This is a genomic window from Lysinibacillus sp. FW301-JW8 (assembly GCF_058788755.1).
Genome location: NZ_JBYTBB010000015.1, coordinates 13,643 through 28,814, shown reverse-complemented (window position 1 = coordinate 28,814; position 15,172 = coordinate 13,643). Strand labels below are relative to the sequence as shown.

The window sequence follows — 15,172 nt, the reverse complement described above, 5'->3', positions numbered from 1 at the left end:
CGCAATAAAATTTTCATGTGATGAATCACAGAATGGAACGATGTGAAAAGGGAGAGATGCACATGCATTTATATGGGACACAAGCAATTTCTGAAAAAGGTCATTTAACAATAGGACAGGTAGATACACTAGAGCTTGCCAAAGAATACGGTACACCTTTATTTGTGTACGATACAGCGCTTATTCGTAAGCGTGCACGCGGCTTTATTGATACGTTTAAAAAACTAGGCGTTAAAGCAGAAGTAGCTTATGCTTCAAAGGCCTTTGCATGTGTAGCTGTGTACCAATTAGCGGCCGAGGAAAATTTATCATTAGATGTAGTCTCAGGAGGAGAATTATTTACAGCATTAAAAGCTGGATTCCCTGTTGAGCGTATTCATTTCCATGGTAACAATAAAAGCATAGCTGAATTAGAGTTAGCCTTCGATGCCAAAATAGGTTGTATTGTCGTAGATAATTTCTATGAAATTCAATTATTAAAAGAAATTTCAGAGCGCCTACAACAAAAAATGCGTATTTTACTACGTGTTACTCCAGGTGTCGAAGCACATACGCATGATTTTATTACGACAGGTCAAGCGGATTCTAAATTTGGCTTCGATTTAAATAATGGTCAAGCAGATGAAGCATTCCAACAAACATTTAACCATCAATATTTAGAACTTCTAGGTTTACACTGCCATATTGGCTCACAAATTTTTGACACAGCTGGCTTTGGCTTAGCGGGTGAAAAATTAATCGATAAAATTTCGGATTGGAACAAGGTTCACGATTTTACATGTACTGTGTTAAACTTAGGAGGAGGCTTCGGAATTCGTTATACAGAAGAAGACGCACCTCTTGAGCCACAAGTATATGTAGAAGATATGATTACAGTTGTCAAAAATAAAGCGACTGTGCTTGGACTTAAAATGCCGGAAATTTGGATTGAACCAGGTCGTTCACTTGTAGGCGATGCAGGTACATCTCTTTATACGATTGGTTCACAAAAAACAGTGCCAGATGTACGTAAATATATTGCTATAGATGGAGGCATGAGTGATAATATCCGTCCAGCACTATATGATGCGAAATATGAGGCTGTTATTGCAAATAAAGCAAGTGAACCAAAAAGTGAAACATATACGGTGGCTGGGAAGCTTTGCGAATCTGGTGATAAATTAATTATCGATGCAAAACTTCAGGAAGCAGCTTCTGAAGATGTATTAGCAATCTTCTGTACTGGCGCGTACGGATATTCTATGGCAAGTAACTACAATCGTGTTCCACGCCCAGCTGTAGTGTTCGTAGAAGATGGTAAGCATCAGTTAGCAATTCGACGCGAAAGTTTTGAAGATATTGTACAAAACGATCTCCCGCTTACGTTAAAAAAGGGTGAGTAAATTTGAGGAAAAATAAATGGGTTTTACTAGCGTCCATTTCAGTTTTTATCTTATTGTGGGGCGTACTTTATTGGGTGTTGGCGTCTAAAGGAATACTTGGACCTGGTTCGTAAGACAGAAATTGGCTTGCGGTAAAAGTACAAATCGTGTAGGATAGTCAAAGATTATGTACAGCTAGAAAAAGAGGGAATAGACAAATATGTTAATTCGATATAAAAAAGCTTTCGAGAAAATAGCAATGGGGCTACTCTCGTTTATGCCTAACGAAAAAGACATAAAAAAGCTCAAAGAGACAATCCACTCCTATGAAAATAATGATAACTGGGTATTATATTTATGGAAAAAAAACGATGAGTATGTTGGCATTGTCGGACTTGTAACTGACGATAATAATATTGCTACGATTCAGCATGTATCCGTTGTCCCTTCTTACAGAGGAGAGGGCGTTGCGAAGGAAATGCTGCAGGAAGTGGCTGAACTTGGTCAGTTCGAAAGTGTGCGCGCAACGGATGAAACACGAAAATTTGTTCGAAAATGTATAAATTGTATGGATGAAGAAGCAGACGAGCATTAACGTCTGCTTTTTCTATGTTTGCTTTCTTGTCTCTCTGCAAGAATATGTGAGCGATCTCGAAGCATATGTTTATGAAGAAGATAGTTAGCGTTACTTGTTGGTAAAAGTTGTATGCGAGCGATTGTCAAATCTTCCAATGCAGGAGAAAGGGGTAACAGAAAGGCTTTGAAGGATCTACCTGTGTGGATAGCAGAAAGCATCTCGGCAAGTTGTAACATTAGTTTATCGTAGTTAATTTCTGTAAAAAAGATATCATTACTATTAGATCGAAAATTATTGAATGCTTTCTCGAGGATTCGTGCCGCGCCAGTATAATTGTGACGCCGCCAATGATATAGGCCTGTTGCAAGCTGTACATATCCTACGAGAGGATGTTTTTTATCACCTGGAGCAATATCCTTCCAGTATTCCTCAAGAACTTCATGACATTCAAAAAAATCTTGATTGCCATTGAAATATGCACAGTAGTCGATAAATAAAGTATGATGCTGTGGATGCATTTTGGACTCCTTTCCACTATACTAAAAGAACATTAGAAACACAGGGTGGTAAAACAATGTCTTATGAAGTAAAATTAGATGCCTTTTCAGGGCCTCTTGATTTATTATTGCATTTAATTCATAGGTTGGAAATTGATATCTATGATATCCCAATGGCTGAAATTACTCAACAATATATTGACCATATACATGCTATGCAAGTACTGGAGTTAAATGAAGCTAGTGAATATTTAGTGATGGCTGCAACGTTATTGGCAATTAAAAGCCGTATGCTCTTGCCGATTCATGAAGGTGAGCTGGAGGATGCCGAATTAGAAGTGGATGGTCCAGACCCTCGTGAAGAACTTGTACTACGTTTAATTGAGTATAAGAAATATAAGGAAGCGGCTAGTAATCTACAAGAGCTCGAAACGGACCGAGCACAAGTATTTACACGACCGCCAGCAGATTTATCAGGATTAGCCTCAGATGAGCAAATGGCGTTATTTGATATGAATGTCAACATCTTTGATATGCTAGGTGCCTTTCAAAAGCTGATGCGTCGAAAGAAATTAAAAAAACCATTAAAGACAACTGTTGCAAGACAGGAGCGTTCAGTGCGTGACCAAATGCGCTCAGTTGTTGATTCATTACGTTCCACAGGTGGACGTGCATCATTTTTCGCGCTTTTTCCCTATGAAGATAAGCCAACGCTTATTCTGACGTTTTTATCACTACTTGAGCTGATGAAACGTCAGGTCGTCATCGTAGAGCAAGACGGTAACTTTGAAGAATTAACGGTTACCTTACAGAAGGAGGATTGGGATGATGACGAAAACAATGATGCTGCAGAGTAAAATTGAAGCTTTATTATTTGTTGTCGGAGATGATGGTTTAACCATCAAACAATTATCACAGCTATTAGGCGAGGCCGAAGAACCTGTTGTACAGGCTATGCAGGCATTACGTGTAAGCTATGAGGAGGATTTAGCGAGGGGCATAACCGTCAAAGAGATGGCAGGTGTTTATCAGCTAATAACAAAGTCTGAGCTTGCAGATGCTATTCAAAGATTAGTAGAAAATCCTACTGTCCAATCATTATCTCAAGCGTCACTTGAGGTACTTGCGATAGTGGCCTATAAGCAGCCAATTACACGTGTAGCCATAGAAGATTTGCGCGGTGTGAAGTGTGAAAGGCCTATACAAACGCTTGTTTCTAGAGCGTTAATTAAAGAGGTTGGCCGTTCAGAAGGGACAGGTCGTGCAATTCTATATGGGACCACTAAAGAGTTTTTAAACTACTTTGGATTAAATAGTATTGAAGAAATGCCGCCTCTGCCTGAAGATGATAATGCTGAAACAGAGCAGGAAACAGATTTATTTATGACGAAATTCCAAGAAACTTTTAGTGGGATAAAGTAACATATAAAAGGTATATCATACATTGCTTTCAACATAAATATGTATCTAACATAAACATATTGTGAGATTTCCTTTCAAATAGAAGTTGAAATAGAAGTGCAAGAATCCCTATAGTAGCTCAATTAGTTGAGCTAACGAATAGATGGAAGAGAAACCTATCATTAAATTAGGTTTTATGTTATCTATATTTTCCTATTACTTTTAATAAGGAGTGGCTAGTTGCTTCGGTTAGTACGTGTACTATTGTTCATATCTGTCGTGTTAATACTTATGCTTCCGCAAACCAGCCTAGCAAGAGGAGGCAGCGGATATGCTGTCCTTGATGGGGATACAGGCCGTGTTTTATTAGAATCAAATAGTGATGCACGGCTACCCATTGCCAGCTTAACAAAAATTTGGACAGCGCTTGTTGCTATTGAAAATAGTGATCTTCAGGAAGAAGTGGTTATTTCACCAAGGGCTGCGATGGCTGAAGGCTCATCAATTTACTTGCAAGCAGGTGAAAAGGTGACGGTTGAAACGCTATTATATGGTTTAATGCTACGCTCAGGAAATGATGCAGCAACAGCTTTAGCAGAGCATGCTGGAGGGTCAGTAGAAGGGTTTGTCAAATTAATGAATGAGCGAGCTGTTGTAGCTGGTCTCACAAATACCGTTTTTATGAATCCTTCTGGCTTACATCATGATGAGCATCTATCATCAGCTAGGGATACTGCAGAGATGCTGAGGATTGCCCTTCAAAATAATACCTTCAAGTCAATTGCATCAACTGTTTTATATCGGGCTGATACAGAAAATGGAATGCTTTGGGAAAATAAGCATCGTTTATTACGAGAGGGCGCAGGGACTGCTACTAACTTAGATGACGAAATGAAACAGCCAGTGAGTTCCTTAAAAACGGCAACGGGTACAGCCTTTGCTGGAAAAACAGGTTTTACGAAGGTTGCTGGTCGCACACTTGCTACTGCCTTTCAAAATGACGGGCAAACTTGTATTGTTGTCACACTGAATGAATCCGATGATTGGAATGTACATCGAGGGCTAGCTAATAAAGTGTGGGAAGAATACAATCTTGAGACAGTGGTGAAAAAAGGGAAATATAATGTAAACAAAAAGGTAGCTATTCGATTAGAGCAACCAATTCGATTACAGCTAACTAAAGAGGAAAAAGATAGTGTAAGGCAAGTGTTACATGTTTCAAGGAAACGACAAGAGGCTGTCCTATCGATTTTTATCGGTGAGGAACGAATATATGCAAAGGCAGTAACTGTTGAATCAGCGGATCGTTAAAAGCGAGACGCTGATTTTTTTTATGACATTTGAATGTCCATTAATATGATGTGAATTATGAAAGGAAAATTTTAGAGTCACTGTCGCTTTATCATTAACAGAAACGAGCATACTAAATCTGAATAAAAAGGATCTAAAGTAAATATAAGTGCTAAAAATTAAAGAAACTAGCTAATAAAAAATTATTTCAAATACTCTAATTACTTATTCATAATTAGTTTTTCTTTAATAATACACAAAAGTATGACATAATTTTCACAGATTAGCGGGAAAAATAACCTGATTGAAGATTGTATGAGGTTTATAAATTGGCATGTATGCCATTGCGAATGAAAACTAGAGGTGAAAGTATGGAAAGATTACAAAAGGTCATTGCATATGCAGGTGTTGCATCAAGGCGTAAGGCGGAGCAATTGATTTTAGAAGGTAAAGTAAAAGTGAACGGCGTTGTAGTACGTGAGCTAGGTACAAAGGTGTCCAACTCAGATACGATTGAAGTTGAGGGCGTAAAACTTGAAAAAGAGGATAAGGTTTATTACTTATTATATAAACCTCGTGGAACCATTTCAGCTGTAACAGATGATAAAGGACGCAAAACTGTCACAGATTTATTTAAGCATATTCCGCAACGTATTTTCCCAGTAGGACGTCTTGATTATGATACATCTGGCTTATTATTGCTGACAAATGATGGGGAATTTTCCTATATGTTGACGCACCCGAAATTTAAAATCGACAAAACTTATATTGCACGTGTCAAAGGTGTTCCAACGATTGAAGGTTTAAAAAAGCTGCAACGAGGAATTAAGCTAGAGGATGGTAAAACGGCACCAGCGATGGCGAGTATGACCTCCTTTGACGAGAAAGCTGGTAAAGCGATTTGTGAAATTACTATTCACGAAGGGCGAAACCGTCAAGTGCGCCGCATGTTTGAGGCAATTGGTACACCTGTTGTCAAATTAAAACGTGAGCGCTTTGCTTTTTTAGATTTATATGGTCTGGCACCTGGAGAGTATCGTGAATTGACAAAGCATGAAGTGAAGCAATTAAGAGTGTTAGCAGAGACAGGGAAAATCGGTTAATTGAACATATACCTGTAGAAAGTGAGTATACCACTATCCGTATGGTGATGTTTTCACTTTCTTAGTGGTGTAATCGTTCATAAATCATTCATAATTATTAGCTAAGCGTTTTTGTATCATTTTGCTATAATAGGTGAGAACAGTACACCTACATTAGTTTCATCTAGTCGAAGTAGTATTCACTTCTGACTGGTAGCTTTTTGGGCGCACAAGCAATTGCATTGTATAGAATTCGACAAACATAATAGCTATACAAAAAATAAGGAATCTATACATAAAAGCTTAGCGTCAATAAATGTTACTCTAAGCCGTAATTGATAGGGGGTTTATTAACTTGGAGAAAAAGAAAAAACGTCTCGTCATCCGTACCATTATTTTAGCAGTTTTGGTCTGTGCAATTGGGTACACTGTATATGGAACAGCGACAAAGGAGAAGGTAGAGTTAGTAGCAGTAGGCTCTAAAGCACCGGACTTCACGTTAGTAGATTTAAACGGTGAGAAACATAAACTGTCTGATTATAAAGGGCAGGGGGTATTTTTGAACTTCTGGGGAACTTGGTGTAAGCCATGTGAAAAGGAAATGCCTGCAATGGACCGTCAGTATAAATCGTTTAAAAACCAAGGTGTACAAACATTGGCTGTCAATATTGCACAAACAGATTTTGAAGTACAGAATTTTGTCGATAGATACGACTTAACATTCCCAGTAGTTATTGACAAAACGAAAAGTGTTATGACTGCCTACAATGTTGGACAATTACCAGCAACGGTCCTTATTGATCCAGAGGGTAAGGTAGCGAAAATTATTACGGGTGAAATGACGGAGGCAAATATCGCTTCGTACATGGAATTAGTGAAGCCGAATGAGGAGTAAATGACTATGGAAAATATCATTTGTGCTTGTGGGCATAGTAACCCATATGGCACGAAGCTCTGTGAAAAATGTGGTCGCCCTTTAACTGAGGAAGGTAAACAAACAAAAGTTGTTGATATGCGCTATGATGGTTCAGCTATTCGATCAAAAACATACAACAAAACATTTATTGATAAAATTTGGAATTTCTTCTCAAGTGTAAAAGTGGGAATTGCCCTTATTATTATCACATTGGTCTCTGCGTCAATTGGAACAATTTTACCTCAAGAGATATATGTAAATGCTCCTGATGCAGGTAAGGCCGAGTATTATGAGAAAGTCTACGGCTGGTTTGGAAAACTTTATAATTATTTAGGGTTATCTGATTTATATAGCACTTGGTGGTTCCAAATTTTAGTTGGAATGTTAGCTATATCAATCATTGTTGCAAGCTTAGACCGTGGGATACCATTGCATAAGTCTCTGAAAAACCAACGCGTTAAACGCCATGAAAGTTTCTTGAAACGTCAACGCATTATAGCAGAGGGACAAGTTTCAAATCCTGAGGATACACTCGAAAAAGTTCAGCAAAAAATGACTGAATTAAAATATAATGTTCGACGTGATGGAAGCGCACTTCTAGCAGAACGCGGCCGTTTTTCTCGATATGGCCCATACATAAACCATGTCGGCCTTATTATTTTTTTAGCAGGTGTTATGATACGTTTAGTACCTGGCTTTTACGTAGACGAGTCAATTTGGATTCGTGAAGGTGAGACGAGAGCAATACCAGGGATGGAAGGCTATTTTATTAAAAATAATAAATTTATTTTAGAAACTCATGACAATAAACCACAGGGTGAGCAGGTGGCACAAGGTGTCAATGTAGTAGCGAAAAACTTCCAAACGGATGTCACTTTATACAAACAACCTGAAGGCTCACTTCCTGGGGACTTGGATAATCTTGAGAAGGTGAGAGATTACTCGATTCGTGTGAACCATCCTTTAAAAGAAGATGGTTTTGCTTTATATCAAATGAATTACCGAATGAATGAATTGAAGCAGATGAATTTTGATTTGGTGAATAAAGAAACTGGTGAATCACTTGGTAAAGCTGAAATTGATCTAACGAATCCTAAAAAGGAATATGACTTAGGAAATGGTTCTTCCGTACAGATTCTAGTGTATACACCGGATTTTTCTGGTTTTGAGAATGGTGAACCACAAACAAAAACTTCTATCCCTAATAATCCAGCATTTTTATTTAAAATGAAAACACCTCAAACACCAGATGGAGAGGTAAGTTTTGTTGAAATTATGAAGCCACCTCTTGAACCGCTTGGAGAAAATAAATATCGAATGAAATTTGCTAGTGCTGACACGCGAAATACAGCAAACTTTACGATACGTAAAGATAGCACAATACCTATACTATTTGTTGGCGGTATTATTTTCATGATTGGTGTAGCAATCGGTTCGTATTGGAATCATAGACGTTTATGGTTACAGGTAGAGCCAGATGGAAAAGTGATAATGGCTGCCCATGTTAATAAAAATATGTTCAGCATGAAAAAAGATTTAGATGCTGTTTCATCCTTTGCTGATTTACCACCATATATAGATCAGCTAGAGAAGTCAGAAGATGTCGAGAAGTCGACTGAACCAGCCATTACTAAAAAGGAAGGTGACAACACCTTATGAGTTTGATTGACATAAGCGGAAACCTATTGTTTATAGCATTTATAGCTTATCTTGTAGCAACATTATTCTTTGGTGGCTCGATTAAGCAATCGAATGCTACAGGCAAAAATACAGATAAATGGGGCAAGCTTGCTATTGCTATAACTATAATTGGTTTCCTTTCGCAGCTTGGGTATTTTATTACTCGTTGGATTCATACAGGGCATGCACCTGTTAGTAATATGTTTGAATTTACGACAGCCTTTGGTATGTTCATTGTTGCTGCATTTATTTTAATTTACTTTATTTATCGCATGACGGCTTTAGGTTTAGTGGCACTACCTGTGGCACTTTTAATAATTGCCTATGCAGCGATGTTCCCGAACGAAGTAAGTCCATTAGTACCATCTTTACAAAGTTATTGGCTAACAATTCATGTTATTACAGCGGCTTTGGGTCAATCGATTTTGGCAATAAGTGCGGTAGCTGGACTGATTTATTTATTAAAAGTAGTAGATGTTACAAAGCCTACTAAAGAGCGCTTTTGGTTAGAAACAGTGATGTTCTGCTTAGTATTAGTAGTTGGCTTTGTCATTGCTTCCTCTACATTTAAGGCAATGGATTACGAATCTAAATATTCTTATGTTGATAAAGAAGGTACAGAGCGTCAAATTACTTATAATATGCCACCGATATTTGGAATGAATGAATTTAAAGCAATTGAAGAACATGGTATGTCGCCAATTGTAGAAATGCCTTCACTTATTAATGCGAAGAAATTAACAACGGTTGTTTGGTCATTATTAGTAGGATCGATTTTATACTTATTAATTCGTTTAATTGCTCGACGACGTATTAGCGCAATATTCCAACCATTTGTTAAGCGTGTCAATTTACAATTACTAGATGAAATCGGCTACCGTTCCGTATTAATTGGTTTCCCAGTATTTACATTAGGTGCTTTAATCTTTGCGATGATTTGGGCACAAATCGCCTGGAGTCGTTTCTGGGGATGGGATCCAAAAGAGGTATGGGCACTTATCACATGGTTATTTTATGCAGCATTTTTACATTTACGCCTTTCAAAAGGTTGGGAAGGTAGAAAGTCTGCTTGGTTAGCATTAATTGGCTTCGCCATTATCTTATTCAACTTAGTTGCTGTTAACTTAATTCTTGCAGGCTTACACTCATACGCTTCAAATTAATATGAGACCAGATTACGTATAGAGGTACTTAAGGTAGAGGAATATAAGCATATACCTATATCTACTATGAAAACGGTTGTAAAATAACGTTCTGTCTGCTTGAAAAAGCTGTGAACGTTCACTTCCTTTGCCTTGTAGCACAAGTTTTGCAGGATGAACTATTATGGAAGCATATATGAGATTTGCAACGTCGCTAGTATTAGAAAGATAAGCCTTCTTGCTTGTGGCAAGAGGGCTTTCTTTTCTTTTCAATATGTGTCGAACCATGTACAATAGAATGTAGAGAAAGATTGGAAGAGAGGGATCGTGAAAGTGTCAGAAAATATTTCAGTGTTAGTAGTAGATGACGAGGATCGTATTCGACGCTTATTAAAAATGTATTTGGAGCGTGAAGGGTATCTTGTTGACGAAGCAGAAAATGGTGAACAAGCGATCGAAAAATCTTTAGAAAAAGAGTATCACTGTATTTTATTAGATATCATGATGCCTGAAAAAGACGGACTTGAAGTATGTGCAGAAATCCGTGAACGTGCAGCAACACCAATTATTTTATTAACTGCCAAGGGCGAAGAAGCAAACCGTGTACAGGGCTTTGAGCTTGGAGCAGATGATTATATTGTAAAACCATTTAGTCCTCGTGAGGTAGTGTTACGTGTGAAGGCTATTTTACGTCGTTCCCAGGCATTCTCACCTTCGACAAATGCATCCTCTTCTAAAGATTTGGTTGTATTCCAGCATTTAATGATCGACCATGATGCCCATCGTGTAACAGCAGAGGGGATTGAGGTGAATTTAACACCGAAAGAATATGAATTGCTTTATTTCCTAGCGAAATCGCCAGACAAAGTATTTGACCGTGAACAATTACTAAAAGAAGTTTGGCATTATGATTTCTTTGGAGATTTACGTACTGTGGATACACATGTAAAGCGCTTACGTGAAAAACTCAATCGTGTATCTGAAAACGCTGCAAAGATGATTGTTACTGTTTGGGGCGTTGGCTACAAATTTGAGGTTGTCAATGAATAGAATATGGAATAGTGTTGTCGGGAAGCTATGGGTAACCATATTGCTTCTCGTTTCATTTGTATTATTTGTTTTCACGGTATTGATGCTCGAATTTCTACAAAATTACCATATGCAGCAAGCAGAAATTTCGTTGCGCCAAACTGCTGCAACGGTGGCAAGTATAGTAGATGATAATGAAACAGCAGAGTCAACGTCGGAATTATTAAAGGATATTTTACCCGAAAGCACAAATGCACTTATTGCTACAGGTGATAACGAGGTATCATTTGCTTTGCAGGAGGGTGTTAATAAAAAAGAAATACAGGATGCTATATTAGCCAATAAATCTTTCCATAAAATCTTTCAATCGGATGAACCAATTACAAATGAAATGATGATGCCATCATCTACGGATAAAGAAAAAATAGAATCGTATGTGGTGCTCGGCTTCCCATTAAATGTAGAGAATGCCGTGCATGGTGCTGTCTTTATTTATCAAAGTCCAGATGCACTTCATAAAACATCAAAAGAAACGACTAAAATTGTCTTTTTATCTGCCTTTATAGCCTTTGTGCTGACGACATTCTTTGCCTTTTTCCTATCCTCACGTATTACCTCGCCTTTGCGTAAAATGCGAGAATTGGCTTTTGAAATTTCAAAGGGGAATTTTGAAGCGAAAATGCCAACAACACAAAATGATGAAATCGGTCAGCTTGCTGTTGCCTTTAATCAAATGGGGCGACAATTAAAGCATAATCTAGAAGTAATCAATCAGGAAAATGAACAGCTTTCTAATATTTTGACATCGATGACAGATGCAGTCATTACGTTTAATCGAGATCGTACAATATTATTAAGTAACCCACCAGCAGAGCGTTTAATGCAAAAATGGTTTGTTAATAAAGGCTCTCAAAGTGCGAAGCCAATTCCACCAGAGTTATATCATATGCTGGACCATGTACTAATGTTTGAGGATAAACTGGAAGAAGAAATTGAGATGGATGGAAATTATTATACCTTTACAATTAGCCCCCTATACAGTGGGGAATTAATACGTGGAGCAGTTGCTGTTATTCGTGATATGACAGAGCAGCATCGCTTAGAAAAGCTGCGTTCAGATTTCATAGCCAATGTATCCCATGAGCTTAGAACGCCAATTTCAATGCTTCAGGGCTATTCAGAGGCCTTAATGGATGATGATTTTATTCAGGATCAGGAAGAACGTAACGAAATAACAAAAATTATCTATGATGAATCGAAGCGAATGGGACGTCTAGTAACAGATTTATTAGATTTAGCTCGTATGGAATCGGGGCATATGACGCTTTATAAGGATGCCCTCCCAATTAATTCTACATTCGAACGGATAACACAAAAATTTGCTCAGGTTGCTAAAGAGAAACATGTTCGTCTAGTATTTGATAGTGAATTCAATGAGGAAGCTAGGATAAGTATTGACGAGGATCGGATTGAACAAGTGTTAACAAATTTAGTTGACAATGCACTCCGTCATACGGATGAAGGGTCAGTTACTGTCAAAATTGAGCAGGAGCCGACCTTCGCAAAAATATCTGTTCAGGATACAGGACATGGCATTCCAAATGAGGACTTACCTTATGTTTTTGAACGTTTTTATAAAGCTGACAAAGCCCGGACGCGTTCTAAAGGCGGAACTGGCCTAGGTTTAGCTATTGCTAGAAATATTGTAAAGGCACATTCAGGGACTATTATGGTTGACAGTGTGCTGAAAGAAGGTACTACCTTTACGTTTTATTTACCTTTCGAATAATTAATATCATTGCTACTTTAGTGGTATTAATTGGCTGTAACTTCTATAAACATGAAGACGACAAATATTATAGAACGGGGGTGGAGTGCATTGAATGACTCCGTGTTCCATCGACTATACGATGCATACCATCAAGACGTGTTCCAGTTTCTTATTTATTTAGTAAAAAACCGTATACTTGCTGAAGATTTAGCGCACGAGGTTTATGTACGAGTATTGCGCTCATACGATCAATTTGCAGGAAATAGCAGTGAAAAGACATGGCTATTTGCCATTGCTAAAAATGTCGCAATCGATCACTTTCGGAAGCAGGCAGTACGCCAAAAGCATTCACTTGACTTTTTTGACTGGGAAACGGAACAACTCCATTCAAACACACCATCACCGGAAGATATGCTGGAGGCAAGTGATGAATTTATGCAGGTAGAGTCAGCACTTGAAAACTGTACAGGAGACCAAAAGATGGTCATTATTATGCGCTACTTTCAAGATTTATCGATTGCAGAAACAGCACAAATACTAGATTGGACAGAAGCAAAGGTAAAAACAACACAGCATCGTGCCATCAAATTTTTAAGGCAACAGCTACAACAGGTTAGAGAACAGGAGGCGAAACGGCAATGACACATAACCAGTTTGATGATGACCAGCTAGAACATGTATTGAACAATGCCCCTAAGCTTTCTGACCGCCGTTCTAAAGATGAAATATTAAATCGATTATTGGCAGATGCTCGCTTGCAGGATAATGTTCATTTGCAAGAAGCCATCCAGCAGCCATTAGACGAAGAAGTGTCAGCGCAAGAACAACAGCAAAGTATAGAGACAGAAACAACAAAGCGCAAAATCCGTAAATGGCCCATTCTTATGAGTGTTGCTGCTGTTTTCGCATTAACAATAGGTGTAGGCTCTAAGTTTATGAATAATAATGATTCCAAGATAGATCAGGCGACTGCCCCTGACATTGCTCCGTATTCTACTATGCAAGACGGGCCAGCTGCAAAAACTGCTGAAAATTTTGATAATTATCTGGATTCGAGCATTGTTGCAGAACATGCTAAATTTATGTCTCTACGTACCTCTGTGTACGAGGAAGACTTAACGGATGCCGTTGTCTTTCGTATTGGTTTGGCAAGTCGTGATGTAGAAAGCGTACCAATGACGTATATTATTCCCAATGAGCGGGTTGAAGCGGATTTTGGGAAAGAAAAACCTTCTACATTACAAATGTATAAAAAGTATGCACCACAAATTGAAGAGAAAGCAAAAGGCTTTACTAACTACCATCCATATCAAGGTGAATTGAAGGAAAAAGATGATAAGCTGATTCATGTATTACCCGAGAAAAATGATTATGATGTAGCCTCTGCACCCGTAAATGAATATAAGGGAACCTTGCAGGATACATTTTCAGACTCAGAGTATACAGAGGTCGAGTTTGAAAATGCAGATGGCACACCATACGAGTTTTCTCAAGAGGGAGAGCCGAGTAAGGCTATGTCATTAACAGGTCCAAGTCATTTTAATTATTATTTATATAAAGACCAGGATAATGGGGCGGAGTATTTATCTCCCGATTTTCGTCAAACTTTTCCCTCGGTAACAGAAGCGATTACGGTTATGCGCAATAAAAATGATGATGTTTATGTTCCTGTCGTTCCAGAAAATGTGACTTATACTGTACAGGAGGTTGCAGAGGGTGTTGTTGTTACCTTTAATGCTCCTCTTGATTTAACGACAATGGAGCCAGCTCGAGCAACACAATTAATCGAAGCAATGATGCTAACGGCTGCAAGCTTTGATAAACAATTACGCTTAGATAATGTAGTTCAGGAAAGCTGGGAAGGCTTTGATTTAAAAAATTTCTTGCCCAAGCCTGTAGGCGCAAATAAGCAGTATATGGATACGCCATAGCAACTTTACGGCGATAGTTTAAGGAGTATTCTCGTACATCAACTGTGGCGAGAATACTCCTTCTTGTTTCTATGGCGATAAACCAACTAACTGTCCATAAAACATACAAATCTAATAGGATTTTTTAAGCAGAACTATTTACTTTTTCTAAATAATTCATTATAGTAAAGCTGTAGAACAAAAATAAAATATTGATTCATCTTCGGGGCAGGGTGAAAATCCCGACCGGCGGTAATAGAGCTGTAAATCGCTAATGTGAAAGACATTAGCTCGAATGATTTACTAAAGACTCTTCAGCCCGCGACCTGTGCAAAATTTTTTGCATGGCTGACTTGGTGCGATTCCAAGGCCGACAGTTAGAGTCTGGATGGGAGAAGATGGAGGTACGATCGTCATTCGTTATTTTAAATTAGCTTTGAACGAGCGTTTTTTCAACATGGCTTTAAAGCCCGCTCGAAAATTGCTGTTTAATGGCGTTTATTAATCATGCCTATT

14 protein-coding genes and 1 riboswitch are annotated in these 15,172 nt (G+C 38.2%); of the genes, 13 read left to right on the top strand and 1 reads right to left on the bottom strand.

The genetic code is table 11. From position 1 onward, the window contains the following. Nucleotides 1–62 precede the first annotated feature (62 nt). Entirely contained in the window at nt 63–1,382 is a 1,320-nt protein-coding gene (lysA, locus tag AC3WOM_RS08420) for a diaminopimelate decarboxylase (protein WP_427546695.1), read from the top strand. Nucleotides 1,383–1,581: 199 nt separating this feature from the next. Next, nucleotides 1,582–1,956, top strand: coding sequence for a GNAT family N-acetyltransferase (locus tag AC3WOM_RS08415; protein WP_427546697.1), 375 nt, complete (start codon nt 1,582–1,584; stop codon nt 1,954–1,956). Here the strand turns inward: AC3WOM_RS08415 and AC3WOM_RS08410 are convergent. Further along, nucleotides 1,953–2,456 carry a DUF309 domain-containing protein gene (locus AC3WOM_RS08410; protein ID WP_492446154.1) on the bottom strand — a complete coding sequence of 168 codons (504 nt, stop codon included), beginning with the start codon at nt 2,454–2,456 and terminating at the stop codon, nt 1,953–1,955. The two genes, AC3WOM_RS08415 and AC3WOM_RS08410, sit on opposite strands and share 4 nt — an antisense overlap. Before the next feature lie 56 nt (nt 2,457–2,512). Between AC3WOM_RS08410 and AC3WOM_RS08405 the strand changes: the two genes are divergently transcribed. The 11 genes from AC3WOM_RS08405 to AC3WOM_RS08355 all read left to right on the top strand — a co-directional run bounded on the left by AC3WOM_RS08405 (nt 2,513) and on the right by AC3WOM_RS08355 (nt 14,677). Next, the gene (locus AC3WOM_RS08405) at nt 2,513–3,292 is read left to right on the top strand and encodes a segregation/condensation protein A (protein WP_492446152.1); all 780 of its coding nucleotides are present in this window, start codon (nt 2,513–2,515) and stop codon (nt 3,290–3,292) included. Beyond that, nucleotides 3,264–3,857 carry an SMC-Scp complex subunit ScpB gene (gene scpB, locus AC3WOM_RS08400; protein ID WP_492446239.1) on the top strand — a complete coding sequence of 198 codons (594 nt, stop codon included), beginning with the start codon at nt 3,264–3,266 and terminating at the stop codon, nt 3,855–3,857. Before AC3WOM_RS08405 ends, scpB begins: the two co-directional genes overlap by 29 nt. 219 nt (nt 3,858–4,076) lie before the next feature. Then, entirely contained in the window at nt 4,077–5,147 is a 1,071-nt protein-coding gene (locus AC3WOM_RS08395; protein ID WP_427546708.1) for a D-alanyl-D-alanine carboxypeptidase family protein, read from the top strand. A 350-nt stretch (nt 5,148–5,497) separates the two neighbouring features. After that, the gene (locus AC3WOM_RS08390) at nt 5,498–6,229 is read left to right on the top strand and encodes a pseudouridine synthase (RefSeq protein WP_492446149.1); all 732 of its coding nucleotides are present in this window, start codon (nt 5,498–5,500) and stop codon (nt 6,227–6,229) included. A gap of 334 nt (nt 6,230–6,563) precedes the next feature. After that, entirely contained in the window at nt 6,564–7,103 is a 540-nt protein-coding gene (gene resA / locus AC3WOM_RS08385) for a thiol-disulfide oxidoreductase ResA (protein ID WP_427546714.1), read from the top strand. A gap of 6 nt (nt 7,104–7,109) precedes the next feature. After that, a complete protein-coding gene (gene resB / locus AC3WOM_RS08380) occupies nt 7,110–8,783 on the top strand; it encodes a cytochrome c biogenesis protein ResB (RefSeq protein WP_427546717.1) in 1,674 nt (557 codons plus the stop codon). Next, nucleotides 8,780–9,967: a c-type cytochrome biogenesis protein CcsB gene (ccsB, locus tag AC3WOM_RS08375; RefSeq protein WP_492446147.1), complete on the top strand. Its 1,188-nt coding sequence runs from the start codon at nt 8,780–8,782 to the stop codon at nt 9,965–9,967. Before resB ends, ccsB begins: the two co-directional genes overlap by 4 nt. Nucleotides 9,968–10,279: 312 nt before the next feature. Continuing rightward, nucleotides 10,280–10,996, top strand: a complete 717-nt coding sequence (locus AC3WOM_RS08370) for a response regulator transcription factor (RefSeq protein WP_049668637.1) — start codon at nt 10,280–10,282, stop codon at nt 10,994–10,996. After that, nucleotides 10,989–12,764 (top strand): ATP-binding protein, encoded by a 1,776-nt coding sequence (locus tag AC3WOM_RS08365; protein WP_427546722.1) that lies wholly within the window; start codon nt 10,989–10,991, stop codon nt 12,762–12,764. The genes AC3WOM_RS08370 and AC3WOM_RS08365 overlap by 8 nt, the downstream gene beginning before the upstream one ends. A gap of 90 nt (nt 12,765–12,854) precedes the next feature. Next, nucleotides 12,855–13,388, top strand: coding sequence for an RNA polymerase sigma factor SigX (sigX, locus tag AC3WOM_RS08360; RefSeq protein ID WP_427546725.1), 534 nt, complete (start codon nt 12,855–12,857; stop codon nt 13,386–13,388). Further along, nucleotides 13,385–14,677, top strand: coding sequence for an RNA polymerase subunit sigma (locus AC3WOM_RS08355; protein ID WP_427546727.1), 1,293 nt, complete (start codon nt 13,385–13,387; stop codon nt 14,675–14,677). The genes sigX and AC3WOM_RS08355 overlap by 4 nt, the downstream gene beginning before the upstream one ends. Nucleotides 14,678–14,871: 194 nt before the next feature. Continuing rightward, nucleotides 14,872–15,060, top strand: a riboswitch (FMN riboswitch). Nucleotides 15,061–15,172: the final 112 nt, after the last annotated feature.

Coding starts and splice junctions, on each gene's coding strand:
- lysA (WP_427546695.1), top strand. CDS start 63: ATGCATTTATATGGGACACAAGCAATTTCTGAAAAAGGTCATTTAACA.
- AC3WOM_RS08415 (WP_427546697.1), top strand. CDS start 1,582: ATGTTAATTCGATATAAAAAAGCTTTCGAGAAAATAGCAATGGGGCTA.
- AC3WOM_RS08410 (WP_492446154.1), bottom strand. CDS start 2,456: ATGCATCCACAGCATCATACTTTATTTATCGACTACTGTGCATATTTC.
- AC3WOM_RS08405 (WP_492446152.1), top strand. CDS start 2,513: ATGTCTTATGAAGTAAAATTAGATGCCTTTTCAGGGCCTCTTGATTTA.
- scpB (WP_492446239.1), top strand. CDS start 3,264: ATGACGAAAACAATGATGCTGCAGAGTAAAATTGAAGCTTTATTATTT.
- AC3WOM_RS08390 (WP_492446149.1), top strand. CDS start 5,498: ATGGAAAGATTACAAAAGGTCATTGCATATGCAGGTGTTGCATCAAGG.
- resB (WP_427546717.1), top strand. CDS start 7,110: ATGGAAAATATCATTTGTGCTTGTGGGCATAGTAACCCATATGGCACG.
- ccsB (WP_492446147.1), top strand. CDS start 8,780: ATGAGTTTGATTGACATAAGCGGAAACCTATTGTTTATAGCATTTATA.
- AC3WOM_RS08365 (WP_427546722.1), top strand. CDS start 10,989: ATGAATAGAATATGGAATAGTGTTGTCGGGAAGCTATGGGTAACCATA.
- AC3WOM_RS08355 (WP_427546727.1), top strand. CDS start 13,385: ATGACACATAACCAGTTTGATGATGACCAGCTAGAACATGTATTGAAC.